General features: G+C 60.0%; 17 protein-coding genes. 13 read left to right on the top strand and 4 right to left on the bottom strand.

Annotated features, from left to right (window positions below):
- The 6 genes from AC04P6_RS05170 to AC04P6_RS05145 form a co-directional block, all read left to right on the top strand.
- The coding region (locus tag AC04P6_RS05170; RefSeq protein ID WP_475565548.1) for a N5-glutamine methyltransferase family protein at positions 1-526 on the top strand (526 nt) is incomplete at its 5' end.
- 35 nt (positions 527-561) lie between these two features.
- Entirely contained in the window at positions 562-1,395 is an 834-nt protein-coding gene (locus AC04P6_RS05165) for a purine-nucleoside phosphorylase (RefSeq protein WP_475565547.1), read from the top strand.
- Between the two features lie 25 nt (positions 1,396-1,420).
- The gene (gene pyrE, locus AC04P6_RS05160; RefSeq protein WP_475565546.1) at positions 1,421-2,101 is read left to right on the top strand and encodes an orotate phosphoribosyltransferase; all 681 of its coding nucleotides are present in this window, start codon (positions 1,421-1,423) and stop codon (positions 2,099-2,101) included.
- A 226-nt stretch (positions 2,102-2,327) separates the two neighbouring features.
- Positions 2,328-4,145, top strand: coding sequence for a biosynthetic-type acetolactate synthase large subunit (gene ilvB, locus AC04P6_RS05155; RefSeq protein WP_475565544.1), 1,818 nt, complete (start codon positions 2,328-2,330; stop codon positions 4,143-4,145).
- Between the two features lies 1 nt (position 4,146).
- Positions 4,147-4,653, top strand: coding sequence for an acetolactate synthase small subunit (gene ilvN, locus AC04P6_RS05150; RefSeq protein WP_475565543.1), 507 nt, complete (start codon positions 4,147-4,149; stop codon positions 4,651-4,653).
- Positions 4,654-4,688: 35 nt separating this feature from the next.
- Positions 4,689-6,230, top strand: a complete 1,542-nt coding sequence (locus tag AC04P6_RS05145; protein ID WP_475565542.1) for a 2-isopropylmalate synthase — start codon at positions 4,689-4,691, stop codon at positions 6,228-6,230.
- 5 nt (positions 6,231-6,235) lie between these two features.
- Here AC04P6_RS05145 and AC04P6_RS05140 read toward each other — a convergent pair whose 3' ends face one another.
- A complete protein-coding gene (locus tag AC04P6_RS05140) occupies positions 6,236-6,895 on the bottom strand; it encodes a TetR/AcrR family transcriptional regulator C-terminal domain-containing protein (protein WP_475565541.1) in 660 nt (219 codons plus the stop codon).
- A 358-nt stretch (positions 6,896-7,253) separates the two neighbouring features.
- On the opposite strand from AC04P6_RS05140, the gene AC04P6_RS05135 reads away from it, so the two are divergent.
- The 7 genes from AC04P6_RS05135 (at position 7,254) to AC04P6_RS05105 (ending at position 14,904) form a co-directional block, all read left to right on the top strand.
- Entirely contained in the window at positions 7,254-8,408 is a 1,155-nt protein-coding gene (locus tag AC04P6_RS05135; RefSeq protein ID WP_475565540.1) for an acyl-CoA dehydrogenase family protein, read from the top strand.
- A 102-nt stretch (positions 8,409-8,510) separates the two neighbouring features.
- On the top strand, positions 8,511-9,245 hold the full coding sequence (locus tag AC04P6_RS05130) for an adenine nucleotide alpha hydrolase family protein (protein WP_475565539.1): 735 nt from the start codon (positions 8,511-8,513) through the stop codon (positions 9,243-9,245).
- Between the two features lie 20 nt (positions 9,246-9,265).
- On the top strand, positions 9,266-10,156 hold the full coding sequence (locus AC04P6_RS05125; RefSeq protein WP_475565538.1) for an electron transfer flavoprotein subunit alpha/FixB family protein: 891 nt from the start codon (positions 9,266-9,268) through the stop codon (positions 10,154-10,156).
- Between the two features lie 143 nt (positions 10,157-10,299).
- Positions 10,300-11,613 (top strand): FAD-dependent oxidoreductase, encoded by a 1,314-nt coding sequence (locus AC04P6_RS05120; RefSeq protein ID WP_475565537.1) that lies wholly within the window; start codon positions 10,300-10,302, stop codon positions 11,611-11,613.
- Positions 11,610-11,918, top strand: a complete 309-nt coding sequence (locus AC04P6_RS05115; RefSeq protein ID WP_475565536.1) for a 4Fe-4S dicluster domain-containing protein — start codon at positions 11,610-11,612, stop codon at positions 11,916-11,918. Before AC04P6_RS05120 ends, AC04P6_RS05115 begins: the two co-directional genes overlap by 4 nt.
- Before the next feature lie 147 nt (positions 11,919-12,065).
- Complete coding sequence (locus tag AC04P6_RS05110; protein ID WP_475565534.1) at positions 12,066-13,229, top strand: acyl-CoA dehydrogenase family protein; 1,164 nt, start codon at positions 12,066-12,068, stop codon at positions 13,227-13,229.
- Between the two features lie 307 nt (positions 13,230-13,536).
- Positions 13,537-14,904: an MFS transporter gene (locus AC04P6_RS05105; RefSeq protein ID WP_475565532.1), complete on the top strand. Its 1,368-nt coding sequence runs from the start codon at positions 13,537-13,539 to the stop codon at positions 14,902-14,904.
- Positions 14,905-15,178: 274 nt separating this feature from the next.
- On the opposite strand, the gene AC04P6_RS05100 is transcribed toward AC04P6_RS05105, so the two are convergent.
- From AC04P6_RS05100 to AC04P6_RS05090, 3 genes are all read right to left on the bottom strand, one after another.
- Positions 15,179-16,069: a LysR family transcriptional regulator gene (locus AC04P6_RS05100; protein WP_475565531.1), complete on the bottom strand. Its 891-nt coding sequence runs from the start codon at positions 16,067-16,069 to the stop codon at positions 15,179-15,181.
- Between the two features lie 222 nt (positions 16,070-16,291).
- Complete coding sequence (locus AC04P6_RS05095; RefSeq protein WP_475565530.1) at positions 16,292-17,536, bottom strand: CaiB/BaiF CoA transferase family protein; 1,245 nt, start codon at positions 17,534-17,536, stop codon at positions 16,292-16,294.
- A gap of 101 nt (positions 17,537-17,637) precedes the next feature.
- Positions 17,638-18,579, bottom strand: a 942-nt coding sequence (locus tag AC04P6_RS05090) for an acyl-CoA dehydrogenase family protein (protein ID WP_475565529.1), incomplete at its 5' end; no start/stop codon positions are given.

The following is an 18,579-nucleotide window of genomic DNA, read 5'->3' as shown; positions in this document are numbered from 1 at the left end:
TCCGTTCCGCGTGGTCGACCTTTGCACTGGTACGGGCTGCATTGCCTGCTCCATCGCGAAGGAGATTCCGGAATCCCAGGTTGTCGCTACCGATATCTCGGATGATGCCGTGGAGCTGGCAACGTTGAATGCCAGCGAGCTGCAGGTGGGGGAGCGTGTTTCCGTGCTGAAGGGCGACTTGGCGAGTTCCGTGCCCGAAGCCTGGAACGGCACGGTTGACCTCGTCATCTCCAACCCGCCGTACATTCCCACGGCCGTTCTGAGCGCCATGAGCAGCGAGGTCATGGATTTCGAGCCATCGCTTGCGCTCGATGGCGGGGAAGACGGCCTCGATTTGTTCCGACGTATCCTGCCGGAGTCGCGCAGGCTCCTTGCGCCTGGCGGCGTGCTTGCCGTCGAATTGCACGAGACGTGCCTTGATGCGGCGCTTGAGCTGGCCGAGCAGGCGGGATTCGAGTCGTGTCGCATTGCAAGCGATTTGGCGAATCGCCCGCGCGTGCTAATCGCGGCGGCTCCTTCCGAATAGCATCCGAGAACAGTCCCTTCGAGAGAGGAATGGCAATGAGCAGCGAGAATGTTCTGGCGCGGAAACTCGACGAGGCGGCATCGTATATAGCCAGCATCATCGGCGAGCGTTCGTTCGATATGGGCATCGTTCTGGGCAGCGGCTTGAATCCGCTGGCCGACCAGATCGAGGATGCCGTGATCATTCCCTTCAAGGACGTTCCCCATATGCAGGTGAGCACTGCCGAAGGGCATCGCAGCCAGTTCGTCTGCGGCACCCTCGAAGGCAAGAGCATCCTGGCCATGCAGGGGAGGCTCCATGCGTACGAGGGCTATTCCTCGGTTGATATCGCGTTCCCCATCTGGCTCATGCATCGCTTGGGCGTTCCCGTGCTCTGCACCACCAACGCTGCTGGCGCCGTGAATGAGTCGTACCATGTGGGCGATTTCTGCGTCATGTCCGACCATATCAACTTCACTAGCCGCAATCCCATTGCGAATGCCGATGCGGCCAACTACGCGGAGCGCTTCTTCAGCATGACGGATTGCTACGACCCAGAGTTGCGAAAGCTCGCGCTCGAGGTAGCGTCGTCTCACGATATTCCGCTTCACGAAGGCGTCTATCTGGGGCTTCTTGGCCCGAGCTTCGAAACGCCCGCCGAGATCCGCGCATTTCGCGTGTGGGGCGCCGATACGGTTGCCATGAGCGTGGTCGAGGAGGTCATCGCGGCGCGTCATGTGGGCATGCGCGTGCTGGGCATTTCCCTCATTTCGAACATGGCCGCCGGCATCGACGGCGCATCTCCTACGGGGGAAGAGGTTATGGTTTTGGCGAAAACGCGCGAAAAGCAGTTCGAGCTGCTTATCCGTGGTATCGTTGAGGCGCTGTAAGACACAATTGCGAAAGGGAGCGTGCATGGAAGAGTACAAGCGCGAGTTCATCGAATTCATGGTTGAATCCGAGGTTCTGAAGTTTGGTGAGTTCACGTTGAAGAGCGGCCGCAAGTCGCCCTTTTTCATGAACGCGGGCGCCTATGTCACGGGCGACCAGCTGCATAGGCTCGGCTGCTACTATGCACGCGCCATCCACGAGAATTTCGGCGACGATTTCGATATCGTCTTCGGCCCTGCATACAAGGGCATTCCCCTGTCCGTTGTCACGGCTATGGCGTACCACGAGCTGTACGGCAAGGAAGTACGCTATTGCTCGAATCGCAAGGAAAAGAAGGATCATGGCGAGGGCGGCAGCCTGCTGGGTGCCGAGCTCTACGATGGCGCGCGCGTCGTGATGGTGGAAGACGTCACCACGTCGGGCAAGTCCATCGACGAAACGTATCCCCTCATCTCCTCGATTGCCAATATCGAGGTTAAGGGCCTGATGGTTTCCCTGAATCGCATGGAAGTGGGCAAGGGCGGCGTGAAGGCCGCAATCGACGAGGTGTCCGAAAAGTACGGGTTCCCCACGGCATGCATCGTCGACATGGCGGAAGTCACCGAGTACCTGCATAACCGCGAGTGCCAGGGCCGCGTTGTCATCGACGACGCCATGAAGGCCAGCATCGACGCGTATTACGAGCAGTACGGCGCGAAGGCGTAGTTCTCTTTCACATGGGTTTGTATCCGGGGCGTCGCGATGCGGGGCCCCGTTTCGTTTCCCGCATAGCCCAGCTCCCCGCAAATCGCCCTTTGCGTTACACTGTCTCCGTAGCACTTTATCGCGCGATAGCGAATGTATGTACCTCGCCGCCCGCTTCTTGCGGTTGATGTGGCGCGATGGCTATACTCGCGTAAAGGGAAAGCGCTGATAAGGAGGCGTTGTCTATATGCCCGAATCCGTGCAGGAGCAGCGACGGGGGTATCCGCGTTTCGGGAGCCATACCGAAGCCGAGGGGAAGGCCATGAACGGCGCCCAGGCGCTCATTGCGTCTCTCGAGGCCGAGGGCGTGGATGTGGTATTCGGCTACCCGGGCGGCCAGGCCATCAAGATCTACGATGCGCTCTACGATAGCTCGCGCATTCGCCACGTGCTTGCGCGTCATGAGCAGGGCGCGGCCCATGCAGCCGATGGCTACGCGCGTGCAACCGGGCGCCCCGGCGTCGTGCTTGTCACGAGTGGCCCGGGCGCGACCAACACCGTTACGGGCATAGCCACCGCCTATATGGACAGTATTCCGCTGGTGGTAATCACTGGCCAGGTTCCCACGCGCAGCATTGGCACCGACGCATTCCAGGAAAGCGATATCTTCGGCATCACCATGCCCATCGTCAAGCATAGCTACCTGGTGAAAGACGCCTGCGAGCTAACTAAGACCGTGCGCGATGCGTTCCATATCGCAACCACGGGGCGTCCCGGCCCCGTTCTCATCGACGTTCCCAGCGACATCCTTGCCGCCGACGTAGTGTTCCACTATCCCGACGAGAGCGTTCTTCCGGGGTATCGCCCTACGGTGAAGCCCAACGGGCGCCAGGTGCGCGCTGCGGTCGATTTGCTTTGCGGGGCGGCGAAACCCGTGGTGTATGCGGGCGGGGGAATCGTTTCCGCCGAGGCAACGCAGGAACTCATCGCCCTTGCCGAGCGCCTCGATGCGCCTGTGGTGACTACGCTCATCGGGCTCGATGCGCTGCCAAGCGAGCATGAGCTCAATCTGGGGCTCGTAGGCATGCATGGCTCGCGCGCTGCGAATCTGGCGATAAGCGAGTGCGATGCGCTTCTTGCCGTGGGTGCGCGCTTCAGCGACCGCGTAACGGGAAAGGTCAGCTCGTTTGCGCCGCATGCGCGCGTGATTCACATCGACGTCGATCCGGCTGAAATCGGGAAGAACCGCTCTGCCGACGTGCCCATCGTGGCCGATGCGAAAGCGTCGCTATGCGCCTTGCTCGCCGAAATGGACAAGCGCGACGCTCATCCCGCACATGGTTCCTGGCTGGAGCAGGTTGCATCATGGCGTTCGCAGCATGCCGCCGCTGGCGTTTCCATGGAAGAGGGCAACGCTCCCATTAGCCCTGCGTGGCTCATGGGGAAGATCGACGAGTCCCTTGCTGGAATTCCGAATATCGTGGTCACCGATGTGGGCCAGCATCAGATGTGGGCCGCGCAGTACCTTACGCGCACGGCTCCTCGCACGTTCATCAGCAGCGGTGGTGCGGGTACGATGGGCTATGGGCTCCCCGCTTCCGTGGGCGCGCAGGTGGGGCGTCCGGATAGCACGGTCGTGTGCATTACGGGCGATGGTTCGTTCCAGATGTGCGTCGAGGAAATGGCCGTTGCGAGCGTTCATGGGCTGCCCATCAAAGTCATCATGCTCAACAATGGATCGCTTGGAATGGTGCGCCAATGGCAGCATCTGTTCTACGGCAATCGGTTCAGCGAAACGTCGCTCGATCCCGTACCCGATTTCCGCATGCTCGCCGCGGCGTACGGATGGGCGGGCGAACGCGTCTCGCAGCGCTCCGAGGTGCCCGATGCGCTGGAGCGTCTGTTCGCGCATCCTGGTCCGGCCTTGCTCGAGGTCGCTATTTCACCTGATGAGCTCGTGCTGCCCATGGTGGCGCCCGGCAATTCCCTCGACGAGGAGATTGGTGGGGCGTCTGTGGGCGATATTTCCAAGATGATTGCCGCCGACAATGCAGAGGGGGAATAGCATGGTCACGTTCCAGAAGACGAACCGCCATATCATTTCCGTGCTCGTGGAGAACAAGGCGGGCGTGCTCTCGCGCGTGACGGGGCTCATTTCCCGTCGCGGCTTCAATATCGCCTCGCTTGCGGTTGGCCCCACCGAAGACCCGGATGTGTCGCGCATGACGATTGTCGTGGATGCTGATGACGAGGCGTTCGAGCAGATTACGAAGCAGCTGAACAAGCTCGTGAGCGTGCTGAAGATCACGCGCCAGGCATCGGGCGTCGACATCGTGCGCGAGCTCATGCTGGTGAAGGTGTCCGTTACCCCCGAAGATCGCAGCCAGGTAATCGAGGTGGCCGACATCTTCCGCGCCAAGATCATCGACGTTGGCGTCGACTCCGTGACGATCGAGGCAACGGGCGACGAGAACAAGCTCGAGGGCCTCGAGAACCTGCTTCGCCCGTACGGCATTCGCGAAATCATTCGCACGGGTAAAATCGCGATGCCCCGTTCTGGCCGGGACGCATAGTTCAACATCAATCGCAGCATATGGAGGCGACGGGATTGTCTCGCAAGATAGCCATTTTCGATACCACGCTCCGAGATGGGGAGCAGTCGCCCGGTTGTTCCATGAACACCGAGGAGAAGCTTGTCATCGCACGTCAGCTGCTTAGGTTGCGCGTCGATGCCATCGAGGCTGGCTTCCCCGTGTCGTCGCCGGGCGATTTCGAGAGCGTGCAGCGCATCGGCGAGCTTGCGGGCGACGATGCCGTTGTCGTGGCGTTGTCGCGTGCCGTGGATGCGGATATCGATGCGGCGGCCGAGGCGCTTCGCTCGGCGAAGCGTCCGCGCATCCATACCGGGTTGGGCGTGTCGGAAAGCCATCTGCGCGATAAGCTGCGCATTTCGCCCGACGAGTGCGTCGAGCGCGCGGTGCATGCCGTTCGCTATGCGCGTAACCTCTGCGATGACGTGCAGTTCTACGCGGAAGATGCCGGCAGGAGCGACAATGCGTTCCTCGTGCGCGTGGTACAGGCGGTTGTTGACGCGGGTGCCACGGTGGTGAACATTCCCGATACCACGGGGTATTCCATGCCCGAGGAATTCGCTGCGCGCATTGCCTACCTCATGAGTCACGTCTACGGCATCGACGACATCACGCTTTCCGTGCATTGCCATAACGATCTGGGCATGGCAACGGCGCTCTCCCTTGCGGGCGTTGCCGCGGGCGCCACGCAGGTCGAGTGCACCATAAACGGCCTTGGCGAGCGCGCGGGCAATACCGCCATGGAGGAAGTCGTGATGGGCATTCGCGTGCACGGCGATTCCCTCGACGCCCATACCGACATCAACGCGCAGGGGTTCGCGACGGCATCGCGCCTGGTCTCCAGCGTTACGGGCATGCCGGTGCAGCCCAACAAGGCCATCGTGGGCGCCAATGCGTTCGCGCATAGCTCGGGCATTCACCAGGACGGCGTGCTGAAGGAACGCACCACTTACGAGATCATCGACCCGCATGACGTAGGTGCGGGGGAGAGCCGCATCGTGCTCACGGCTCGTAGTGGCCATTCCGCGCTGCGCGAGCGCCTTTCGCATCTGGGCTACACGTTCGACGACGAAACCATGTCGGTGCTCTACCGTCGCTTTCTGGAAATCGCAGACCACAAGAAAGAGGTCTACGACGAGGACCTGGAAAGTCTCGTCAACGAAAACGCCCGTGAGGTCGAGAACGCCTTCACGTTGCAGGCGTTGCAGGTGAGCTGCGGTTTTCCGCTTACGCCCACGGCAACGCTCACGCTGCGCGACGAGGATGGCGAACTGCATACCGTATGCGAGTACGGTTCTGGCCCCATCGATGCGTCGTACAAGGCGGTCGACGCCATCGTGGGGATGTCGCCCGACCTCACCGACTTCGCCGTTACGTCCATCTCGCGTGGCATAGATGCTTTGGGCGAGGTTACGGTGCGCGTGAAGGACGCAAGCGGGCGCATCTTCATTGGCCGTGGCAGCGACTACGACATCATCACGAGTTCGGCCAAGGCGTACCTGAACGCCATGAACCGCATGATTTCCCATAGGCGCACGCATGGCACGCCGAAGGTGTAGGCTGATTAGTGCATGCGTTCGCGCTGCTGCGCGTTGATCTCGCTGGCGATGGAGCTGTGGATGATGTTGGCGAAGGGGCCCATATCGGCTAGCACGCTTTCGCCGTCTTGGAGCTTTCCGCAGACGCGGCGCTTGAAGTACGCAAGGAACGCGCCCGTGTAGAATTCCGCGAGGAATTGCTGGCTTCCCTCGTTCAGGAAGCGGTTGCTGAGAATGAACTCGATGTCGCGTCGCAGTGCGGGCACGTAGAGCTGAAAGAGGTATTCGGAAAGGCTGTCGATGCCCGTTTCGGAAAGCACGTTGGCGTAGTATTCCCTCTTCGCGCGGAAGCACGCGTCGAGCGCCTCGAAGAACGCATCGCCGTCGATGGAGCGCACGCCTTCCTTGATGAACGTGTAATAGGGCAGGCGTCCCAGTTCGCTCGCGTCGTTCTTCGGGTACACGAGCTTGTCTTCGCTTACGCGCTTCCTCAGTTCCTGCGCGATGTCGTAGCGGAAGACCCACTGTACGAGCTTGCTTCTGTCGCTGAAGTGGTAATAGAACGTCTTCCTGTTGCGCTGCGAGCGTTCCACGATATTCGAGACGGAAACCCTTTGCAGTCCCTCTTCCTCGACGAGCTCGACGAACGAGCGCGCGATGAGAAGCTTTGTATCAGTGGAACCCATGCATAACTCCAACGTTTTTACCCAAATTCCGATATCTGTGGTGCGTAGTATAAGGTTTGCCACAAGTTTAGGGAACTGTGTATTTGGAATTATTCGCTCGAATAGGCGCAATGAAATATATATTCGTATTTATTAATGAATCTATCTATTCAATAGCCTAAATCTATAGATAAGGCCCTCTGGTATTCAATCTTCCATTCAGGCAGCTTGCTACACCTCATCTACCTGGGGTTTTAGTTTCGTGATGGACAAACTGAAAAAAATGTCCATCCAGAATCGCGCTCCGGAGGGTATTCTTTGGGTGTGGGTAGGGACATGGAGAGGAAGCCTGTCCGCCCTTGACCGAGGAGGAAGAAACATGGATTTCAGCCTGACCGACGAACAAGAATTGCTGCTCGAGAGCGTTGACGAATTCTGCGAGCGCTATTTCACGGACGAGGTTATCGCCGAAATGTACGAAACCGGCACCATGCCCGATGAAATCGCGGAAGCGTATCGCGATGCTGGCTTTGGCCTCATGGGCATTCCCGAGGAGTTCGGCGGTATCGACGCTGACCGCGTTACCATCGGCCTGATGATCGAGCGTCTGTATCAGAAGAGCGGCTGCATGCACATCCTGTATCAGAACTCCCTCTCGATGTTCGACATCATGGAGTTCGGTACCGACGAGCAGAAGCAGCAGGCCATGGATCACTACATGGAAACCGGCTGGCCCATCTCCTCGCTTTCCATTTCCGAGCCCGGTGCGGGTTCCGACAATCAGTCGATGACCGCCGTCACCGTGAAGCAGCCCGACGGCACCTACAAGCTGAATGGCCAGAAGACCTGGGTAACCATGGGCGCCGTTCTGCCTTACACGATCGTTGTTGCCAAGGACGAGGATCCCAGCCACGACAATCGCAACATGAGCCTGTGGCTCATCAAGATGGACACCCCGGGTGTTTCCACTGCTCCGCTGCATAAGATCGGCCAGCAGTGCATCCCGTTCTGCGAAGTGTACTTCGACGACGTTGTGCTCACCGAAGACCAGCGCATGGGCGAGCCTGGCAAGGGCTTCATGATGCTCATGAAGAACTTCGAGGTCGAGCGTGCCTACATCGTTGCCGAGCAGCTGGGCATCGCCCAGGCTGCCCTGGAAGACGCCGCTCAGTACGCCAACCAGCGCATCGCCTTCGGCAAGCCCATCTTCAAGCAGGAAGCCATCGGCGAGCTGCTCACCGACATGGAAATCAAGGTCCAGACCACGCGTCAGTTGCTCTACAAGGTGCTGTGGATGATGGACAACGGCATGCCCGTCCAGCTCGAGAGCGCCATGCTCAAGCGCTATGGCTGCAAGGAATGCTTCAACGTGTGCGACATGGCCCTGCAGATTTACGCTGGCCTGGGCTACACCACCGAGGTTCGCGTTGGCCGTCTGTGGGCCGACTCCCGCGGCAACATGTTCGGCGGCGGTACGCACGAGATCATGGCGTACATCTGCGGTCGTCAGGTCGCCAAGAAGTACGCTCTGTAATCAGGGTATTAGGGGCGCCGCCTTCCGAGGGAGGTTGGCGGCGCCGTTGCGGGGCTTCCCCGCATACGCGCAATCTTTTAGAGAGGAAAGAAAGGAACATCCATGAACATTCTCGTGGCATGCAAGATCGTCCCCGACGATCAGGACGTTAAGGTCGCCGGCGACGGTTCGCTCGATTTCTCCCGCGCTCACCAGGTTGTTTCCACGTACGACCTGAACGCCATCGAGGCCGCTTCCGCGCTTGCGGGCGACGGCTCCGTGAAGGCCATCAGCGTTGGCGGCAAGAAGGCCGACGATTCCAAGACCAAGAAGAACATTCTGGCTCGCGGCATCGATGAGCTGTTCCTCACCGCCGATGACGCCACCGCCAACCTCGACGCGTTCGGCGCTGCTGCCGAGCTCGCCAAGCTCGTCGCCAAGGCTGGCGACTACGACGCCATCATCGTGGGCGACGGTTCCGCCGACCTCTATGCGAAGCAGACTGGCGTTCAGCTGGCCGCCGTCCTGGGCCTTCCCTATGTCTCCGGCGTTGTCTCCGCCGAGGCCGCCGATGGCAAGATTTCCGCGAAGCGCCTGCTCGAGACGGAAATCGAATCCGTAGAGGTTCCCACTCCCTGCGTCATTTCCGTGGCTCCCGACTTCGCCGAGCCCCGCATCGCCGGAATGAAGGACATTCTGGCCGCCGGCAAGAAGCCGATGAACGTGGCTGCTGCCGAAGGCGCTGCCGCGAGCGCGACCGAGGAAGTGGCCGTGAAGGCTCCCGCCCAGGTCGACCGCAAGTGCCAGATCTTCGATGACGTGAACGAATTCGCAGCTGCCGTCAAGGCCGCTCTGTAGAGAAGGGCAGGAAAGTAGAAATGGCTAAGGCTTTCGTAATTGCTGAAACCGAAAACGGCGCTCGCGAACTCTGCGCTGGCGCTCGTACCCTCGCCGATGGCGTTGTCCTGTGCATCGCCGGCGCGCCTGCCGTAACCGGCGTTGCCGATTCCTGCGTGCACATCGACGTGCCTGCTGGCAACGTTGTCGATGACGCATACGCCTCCGTCATCAAGGCGTTCGACGCTTCCGGCGCCGATATCGTTCTGGCCGAGCAGACGCTGCATGCGCTCAGCCTGGTGGGCCGCCTGGCCGCCGCCAAGGGCGCTGCTGCCATCGCCGGCGTAACCGAATTCGATGGCGACGCTGCAAGCGCCATGTACTTCGGCGGCACGGGCGTGCGCACCGCAAAGCCCACCACCGACGTGAAGATCTACACCGTCGTGGCTGGCACGTTCGACGCTGCTGCCGCCACGGGCACCGACGCCGTCGAGGAAGTGGCGTTCGAGGCTCCCGCAGCCGCCGTCGTTAAGACCGGCTCCGAGGCCCTGCCTCCCGCATCCGTCGACCTGGCCGGCGCCGACGCCGTCGTGGCCTGCGGCCGCGGCTTCCAGGCCGAGGAAGACCTGCAGTTCGCTCGCGACCTGGCTGCCAAGATCGGCGCCGAGGTTGGCTGCAGCCGTCCGCTCTCCGAAGGCGTGACGTGGTTCCCCCGCGAGGCGTACGTGGGCGTTTCCGGCCAGATGATCTCCCCGAAGATCTACTTCGCCGTGGGCGTTTCCGGTCAGATGCAGCACATGGTTGGCTGCGCTGGCGCCACCACGGTCGTTGCCATCAACAAGGACAAGAACGCTCCGGTGTTCAAGCAGTGCGACTACGGTTTCGTCGGCGACCTGAAGACGGTTCTGCCCGAGCTCACCGCCGCTCTGTAAGCAGGGATTTCGCGGAAGGGGAGTGGATCCCCTTCCGCAATCGAGAGGTAGGCGCGTCGTCGCGGTAGAAGGCGGCGCGTCCTGCACCACATCGGTTCGGTTCGAATCGACGCGGTGCTTTCAGTGAAAGAAGGAGGAACCGCATGGAAGAAAGGGACTTCGACATCATCGTCGTCGGGTCCGGCTGCGCAGGCGCCATTGCGGCGTACGTGGCGGCTAAGAGGGGCAAGAGCGTCCTGGTCGTCGAGCGCGGCGAATATGCCGGCGCGAAGAATATGACGGGCGGCCGCATCTACGGCCATTCCCTGAAGAGGGTTTTCGACGAGTACGGCGAAGGCGAAATCGAATGGGGCGAGATTCCCTTCGAGCGCAAGATCACGCACGAGCGCATTGCGATGATCGATCCCGCGAGCAACATGACGATCGACTTCACGAGCGATCAGCTGGGTGAAGCGGGTCAGGATAGCTATTCCGTGCTGCGCGGCCCCTTCGACCAGTGGCTTGCCGAGCAGGCTGAAAACGCCGGTTGCGAGTACATCTGCGGCATTGCCGTGGAAGAGCTACTGAAGGACGAGTCGGGCGCCGTTATCGGCATCAAGGCCGGCGACGACGAAATCACCGCCCATGTGGTCATCATCGCCGAAGGCGTGAACAGCCTCCTTTCCGAGCGCTGCCTGGGCGTACCGCGCCCCAAGCGCAATCAGATGGCCGTGGGCATCAAGGAGGTCTTCGAGCTTTCTCCCGAGCAGATCGAAGATCGCTTCCTATGCCCCGAGGGAGAAGGCGCTGCCATGCTGTTCGTGGGCGACTGCACCCATGGCGAAGTGGGTGGCGGCTTCCTCTACACGAACAAGGATTCCATCAGCCTGGGTCTGGTTGCCACCATCGAGGACATGTCGAAGGCGAACACCACAATCTACCAGTGCTTCGATGACTTCAAGAAGCATCCCGCCATCGCCCCCATTATCCGCGGCGCGGAAATGGTCGAGCATTCTGGCCATATGGTCTCCGAGGGCGGCTACAACATGATTCCGAAGTACACCTTCGATGGCGCTCTCATCGCGGGCGATGCGGCAATGCTCTGCATGAACCTCGGCTACATGGTGCGCGGCATGGACCTCGCCGTTGCCAGCGGCCAGTTCGCAGCGGAAGCTGCTTGCGACGCCATCGATGCTGGTGACGTTTCCGAGGCTGGCCTTGCCACCTATAAGCAGAAGATGGACAACTCCTTCGTCATCAAGGATCTTGCCACCTTCTCGAAGTGGCCCGAGACCATGGAGCATTGGGATCGCATGTTCACCGACTACCCGAAGATGGTTGGCGAAATCTTCAATGCCATGTTCGTTGTCGATGGCACGCCCGCCCTTCCGTTGAAGAAGCGCATGATGCCCATTATCAAGCAGCGTGGCATGCTGAAGCTGGCCGGCGAAGTGAGAGGAGCTCTGAAGGCACTGTGAGCGAGCTGAAGATCACCGTTAACGTCGACGAGCTCATCGGCGTCAACAAGTACAACGTGGACGAGGAAAACGCCCACATCGAGCTGAACAAGGAAAACCTCGACGAGGTTGACGACGCCGAGTTCCAGAAGCTCGTGCGCGTCTGCCCGGCCGCCCTCTACAAGATCGACGAGGATGGCCATAAGAGCTTCGATTACGCTGGCTGCCTCGAGTGCGGCACGTGCCGTATCTGCTGCGAGGAAACCATCGTTTCCAAGTGGGATATGCCCCAGCCCGAAATGGGAGTGGTGTATCGCTGCGGCTAAGCGGTCGATTCGCTTGACGCTGCCGTTGTAGTGTGGCAACGTACGGCATGGAAGCCCGTGCGCAATCATCCGGGGCTGCTTTGTAGGATGGTGCGCTGGGCTTCCATGTCGTTTTGTAGTGACAAACTGGAAGGGGAGGGGTACATCGTGGATTTCAATCTCAGCAACGAGGAACTCGCGCTCAAGGACGATTTCCGCGCTTATGCCGAACGGTATTTCTCCCGCTCAAACGTGCGTCAGTGGCAGCGCGATGGGGGTTTGCCCGACGACGTGTGCCAGGCGTTCATCAAGGAGTATCTTGGTCATTCCAGCTTGCTTGGCGATGCGTCGGGCGGCGGTTCGCTTCTAGCCCAAACCATCGCCACCGAGGAGGTTTCCCGCGTGGCGGGGGCTGCGCTGCCGTTTTCCAGCGACATCATGAACCTGCGCATCATGAAGAAGTTCGCGGGTTCCTCGAGGACCATGCAGGAAATGCTCGACACGTACCGCGAGACCGGCCGCTTGGCCTTCGCGTTGGCGGTATCCGAGCCTGGCGCCGGCAGCGACACGATGGCCATGCAGACCAAGGTTTCGCGTCACGACGGCGCCTACGTGCTGAAGGGCGCGAAGACGTTCGTGGCTAACGGCGAGTTCGCCCCCTTCGTCATGGTGGCGGCCGTGGAAGCCGACGTGGCTTCCGATGGCTATCCCATCCTTTCGTTTTGGATGGTGCCCCGCAATAGCGAGGGCCTTAGCGCGTACCCCATCGGGAAGATTGGCCAGCAGATCGTGCCCTTCGCCGACGTGGTGTTCGACGACGTGCGCCTCGACGCCTCGCATCGCCTGCGTGGGGAAGGCAAGGCGGGCTTCCCGCAGCTGTTCCATCTTCTCGAAATCGGCCGCGTCATGGTGTGCGCGCAATCGCTGGGCATGTCCCAGGCCGCCATGGAGGATGCCGTTTCCTATGCTCGCAATCGCATGGCATTCGGTAAGAACATCGCCTCGTTTCAGCAGGTCGAGCAGATGCTGGTGGACATGGAAGTGAAGATTTCCAACATGCGCTCCCTCGTGTACAAGGCCGCGTGGGCGTTCGACCATGATTCCTCCGATAAGCGCCTGCAAGTTGCCATGGCGAAGCGCTACGTGCCCCGCGCGGCAACCGAAGTGGCCAGCGACGCCCTGCAGATTCTGGGCGGTCGCGGCTATACGGAAAACGAACGCGTGGGCAGCATCTGGCAGGATTGTCGCGGCAATCAGATCGCCGAAGGCACCGACCAGATCATGATTCACATCGCCGGCCCGCTGCTCATGGAGGCCTACGGCGTCTCGTAATTCGCTCTTCGCGAATACCCACATCATCTAGTAATGCATTTCGCGAAGCGCCGCGTATGTGGCGTATACCGCGTTATATGCATGTGCGCGCAATCTATTCAATAAATGCGTGGTTCGCTATAGAAAAATACAATCAATCTAGCCTGTAACCCCACTGTCAATGAATTGGATTTTGAATACCTTGTGAAATACCATTTGAGGTGGTTTGGTATTCGATGCAGTTTGAGGAATGCGTCTCCAAGAAACGCAGCGAATGCTACAACTGGCGCAAACAGCATGAGGGAACTATCGAATTAGGAGGAATGCAGTGAGCGAAAAGGTTATTCAGCCGGCTAAGAAATACCTCTTCGCCATCGTCACGGTATACATGTGCTACCTGACGCATGGCGTTCAGGCTATTATCTTCAGCCAGAACCAAGTGGACTTCTATACTCAGTGGGGCTTCATCAACGACCCCACCGCCGGCGCGGCTGCGGTTTCAACGGCTATCGTTTGGACCGGCGTCGGCAAATTCGTCTCCGTGTGGATTGGCGGCGAAATCTCCGACCGCATCGGTCGTAAGATCCCGGCCATCCTGGGCGGCGTGCTCTATATCATCTCGTTCGTGATCATGCTGGTCACCGACAACGCCACCGTGGCTGCTGTCGCCGGCTTCCTGTCTGGCCTGGCTACGTCCGGCTTCTGGGATGGTGCTCTGTACCCGGCAATCGCCGAGGCGAATCCGCGTCAGGCTGGCGCAAGCACGATTGGCATCAAGGCCGTCATCAGCGTTACGGGCATTATCTACCCGATCTTTGCTGCGACTAACGCCAACCACGTGCTCGACAAGGCCACCAAGACCGTTGTCGCTGGCCCTGGCACGGGCGATTGGCACATCAACGTGTGGATCGCAATCATTCTGTCCGTCATCGCCACCATCTTCGCCATCATCACGCCCTTCGTCTACGACGACGAGCGCAAGCAGAAGGTTGACGACGGCGACGAAAAGGGTGCTGCCAAGAACGCTGCTGAAGCGGAGATTCAGGCTGCACGCGACGCTATGCTGAAGAAGCCCAACGGCCTGACCCAGTTCGTCACGCTGTTCTACGGCTTCGTCATCATGTTCATCATGTATGGTGCTCAGCAGTACTCCAAGCAGTTCGGTACCGCCTACCTGGGCATGACCGCAACTGACGGTGCTACGCTGACTTCCGTCTACACCTTCGGCTCCATCATTGCCGTGCTCTTCTGGGCATTCATGATGGGCAAGCTCCGCTGGAACCCCGTTAAGGTCATCATGATCGACTCTATCATTGCCATCGTTGGCCTTGGTTCGGTCCTTCTTGCTCTGCCTCTGGGCATCGGCGTTGCCGGTGTGTACATCGGCCTCGCTCTGGTGGGCTTCGGTGCTGCTGGCGGCATGCTGCAGACTGGCGTCACCCAGCGTCAGCTCATCTGCCCCGGCCCCCGCGGTCGTAACGTTGGTATGTACTACACCTTCATGGGCGCCGCTTCGGTGTTCCTGCCGGGTATCGTAGGTGCCATGACCACCGCTGTGGGCGAGTCCAGCGCTGTCTGGATCATGATGATCCTGCTCCTGGCCTTCGCCATTCTCGCCCTGCTGATGGCTCTCTACCTGATCAGCCAGTACAAGGGCATGTTTGGCTACAGCGCCATGGAGAAGGTGCGCGACTAGCATCACATTACCGCCGAGGTTCGCTTCTGCTCTCACTGCCGGCGAGCCTCGGCTTCAAACCTAGGCGTTTGCGCCGCCTTTGGAACCCGCCATGGAGGGACATGGCGGGTTCTTTCTATGTCTGGCTGCTTGAATGTAATACGCGTCGAGCTCGATGTGGGATTCCTGCGCGTAGCGCTCCTGTCGCCCGTGGCTCTTTCACGCGCGTGTGATAGAGGGAGCGCAGCAAAAAGGCGGCCGCAGCCGCCTTTCAGTGAGCCTGTGTGCGCTTTGCCTAGTTGCGTTCGTACTCGAACTCGCGCGTGAGGTCGATGAAGTGCTGCACGGCGGGCGTTTTGTACGCGTTCTTCTTGTACGCGAGGTAGATCGTGTGGAACTGCTCGGGCACGTCGTCGAACTTCAACTTTATGAGGTTGGGGAAGAGGTTGATGCCGAGCGTGTTCAGCGCGATGCTGACCGCTTCCTTATTGGCGTCGACCATGGAAGCCAACGTGATTTCGTCGTCGTACTGCTCTGACGCGAGGAGCTTCTCGCGGTTCATGAGCTCCTTCACTTCGCGCCCGATGGGCGTGTTGTAGTGGTACGTGATGATGTGGTCGCCGCGCAGGTCGCCCAGCGTAATCGACTTCTTCTTGGCCAGCTTGTGGCGGCTGTGCACGATGGCGATGAGGTCTTGGTACGTAACGGGCACGAACTGAAGTTCGGGCTTGTTCGGCACGAAGGCGCTGAAGATGACATCGTAGGCGTCGTTTTCCAGGCCCTCGATAAGCGAGTGCGTGAGACCCTGGGAAACGCGGATGACGGGGCCTGCGCCAAACTGCTCGCGGTAGGCCTTCATGAGCGTGGGAAGGAAATGGTCTTCCACGGTGTAGATGGTGCCGATGGAGACGTTGCCCGTGTATTCGCCAGCTTCGTCTTGCGCCAGGGCCTTGCCGCGTTCGATTGCGGCTAGCGCTTCCTTGGCGTATTCGTTGAATTCGCGCCCGTATTTCGTGAGGCGCACGTTGCGTCCGTCGCGTACGAACAGGGGGATGCCCAGCTCGTCTTCCAAGCGGGAGATGGAGTTCGAGAGCGTGGGCTGCGTGATGTACAGCTGCTCGGCGGCTTTCGTGTAATGCTGGAGTTCAGCAAGTTTGCAGAAGTACTGCAGTTGCGAAAGGTTCATGAACTCTCCTCTGCGGCAAAATGCATGCCGCGTAGTTCTTTGCTTGACCCAAATAGCGCGGCGTCCCCTAAACGCTGACGTTGCCAATTATAAAAGTAAATCGTGCGTTTCAAGGAAATTTATTCAGAAAATGTGGCTGCTGACGTGGACATGAAAAAAGGAGCGCACGTCGAAACGCGCACTCCTTTTCGGTTCCCGGGACTGCTTGTTCGCCTGTCTGGCTTAGCGTCCAAGCAGTTCGTCGAGGCTTCGGGCGCCGCATACGGAGCCGTCTGCTTCGGCAGCGGCGATCTGCTCGTCGCTGTAACCCAGGTCCCTCATCACGTCCTCGGTGGACGACCCGAGCATGCCCGTCGGCTTGAATTCCGCCGTCTCGTTCAGCTCGAACTGAACGGGAGCGGTGGGGCACCAACGGTCACCCTTCGGATAGTGCACCGGCTTGATGTATTCGTTGATGATGGCGTTCTGGTCTTTGTACACGTCCTCGGGCGTCTGGGCGGGCTCGCAGGGCATGTCGTTTTCCTTGAACATGGCCAGCAGCTCGTCGCGCGTGAACTTCGCGAAGCCCTCGTCGAGGACCTTCACGACCTTCGGGGAAAGGCCCTTGTTGTTCACGGCGTCGATGGACGCGAGGTCGGCGTCGGCCAGCAGGTCTTCGCGGCCGATGAGCTTCAGAACGCGCGGCCAATCGCGGTCGTACTCGGGGAGGCAGAGAACGACCCACTTGTCGTCGCCCGACTTGAACACGTTGTTCAGCGGGTTGTTGACCTCGAGGCGGCTCTTCGGGTACTTGTTGCCGTACTGAGCGGAAATCATGCCCACGGACAGAGCGTAGATGGCGCCATGTTCCAGAGCGCAGGTTACGTAGTCGCCTACGCCCGTCTTCTCGCGGGCGATGTAGGCGGCCAGCAGGCCGGAGCACAGGAACATCGAGCACTGGAAGTCGCCGTAGCCGTTGGTGGGGATCATCGGGAAGCTATCGGCATCGACCGTGGTGCCGAATACGCCGCCGCGACCCATGTAGCAGGTCACGTCGAAGCCCGCGGCGTCCTTCTCGGGGCCCTTCTTGCCGTAGCCCAGGCCGTGGCCCATGATGAGGCGCGGGTACTTCGCGTGCAGCGTTTCCCAATCGAAGCCCATCTTGGCGAGGCTCTTGGTACGGGTGTTGGTGATGAAGATGTCGGCTTCGGAAAGAAGCTTGTGCATGACTTCGGCACCCGTTTCGCTCTTCAGGTTCAGGCTGATGAAGCGCTTGTGCATGTTGGCTACGTCGAAGGAGAGGTTCTCTTCGTCGGTGTAGTCGGGAATGCCGTACACGGGAGCCTGGTTGGTACGCGTCGCGTCGCCCCTAGCGGCTTCGACTTTGATGACGTCGGCACCCCATTCGCCCAGCACGCGGCCGGTGGTGGGGGTGGCAAGGAACGTGGTGAGGTCTACGACCTTCACGCCTTCGAGAGGCAGAGACATATATTCCTCCTCAAATAGATGCTCCGTATGGGGAAGGGCTGGCACAAAACGCGCCAGCCCTTATAGTAAGCTCAAAGTTGAGCTGGGATATCAAGCAACTCCTAGAAGTTGTACTTGACTTCGCCGCCGTGGTTCTGGCACTCGCGAGCAATCGTGATGCGCTGAACGTTGGGGGCGCCTTCCTCGAGCCACATAGCGCGGCAGTCGCGGTACAGACGCTCGGTGGGACCGTAGGGGCTATCCTCGAAGTAGCCGTCGCCACCGAAGATTTCCAGCATGCCGTCGGACACGAGCTTCACGGTCTCGATGGAGAACAGCTTGCAGATGGCAGCCTTCTCGGTGATGAAGTCGTTCTTCGGGTCGATGTCGTAGTCGCGAGCGAAGTCGTAGATGGCGGTGCGCAGAACGTGAACCATCATCTGCATGTCGGCGATCTTCGACTTGATCATCTGGCGGGAAGCGATGGGCTTACCGAAGGTGATGCGGTCGTTGGCGCGCTTGAGCGAGAGCTCGAGCATGCGCTGGGCCATACCCAGGTTCGACATGGCGATGTGCACGCGGGAGACGGACAGAGAGTGGATGGCGACATCCATGCCCTGGCCCTCTTCGCCGAGCAGGCACTCGGGACCAACCTTGACGTTGGTGAGCTTCAGGCCTGCATGGCCAGCGCCGCGGCAGCCCATCATGTGGGGCATTTCGACGATTTCGAAGCCGGGCAGGGAGTTGTCGACGATGAACGCGCTCAGGCGGTCGTCCTTCTGCTTGCTCGGGTCGGAAACCGCGATGATGTAGGTGTAGTCGGAGCAGTCGGTGTGGCTGATGAGCCACTTCTCGCCGTTGAGGATCCAGGAGCCGTCGGGCTGCTTCTCAGCGGTGGTGTGCAGGTCGGCACCCGTGCCACCGGTCTGCTCGGTGATGTCGAAGTTGCAGTACACGGACTTGTCCTGGAACTTGTCCATGAGCTTGTCCTTCATTTCCTGCGTGCCATAGTCGTCGAGGATGCGCCAGTTCATGTCGGCAGCGTGATGCAGGTGCATGCGCAT

Source organism: Denitrobacterium sp., assembly GCF_056180635.1.
This window is presented reverse-complemented; position numbering and strand designations above follow the sequence as displayed.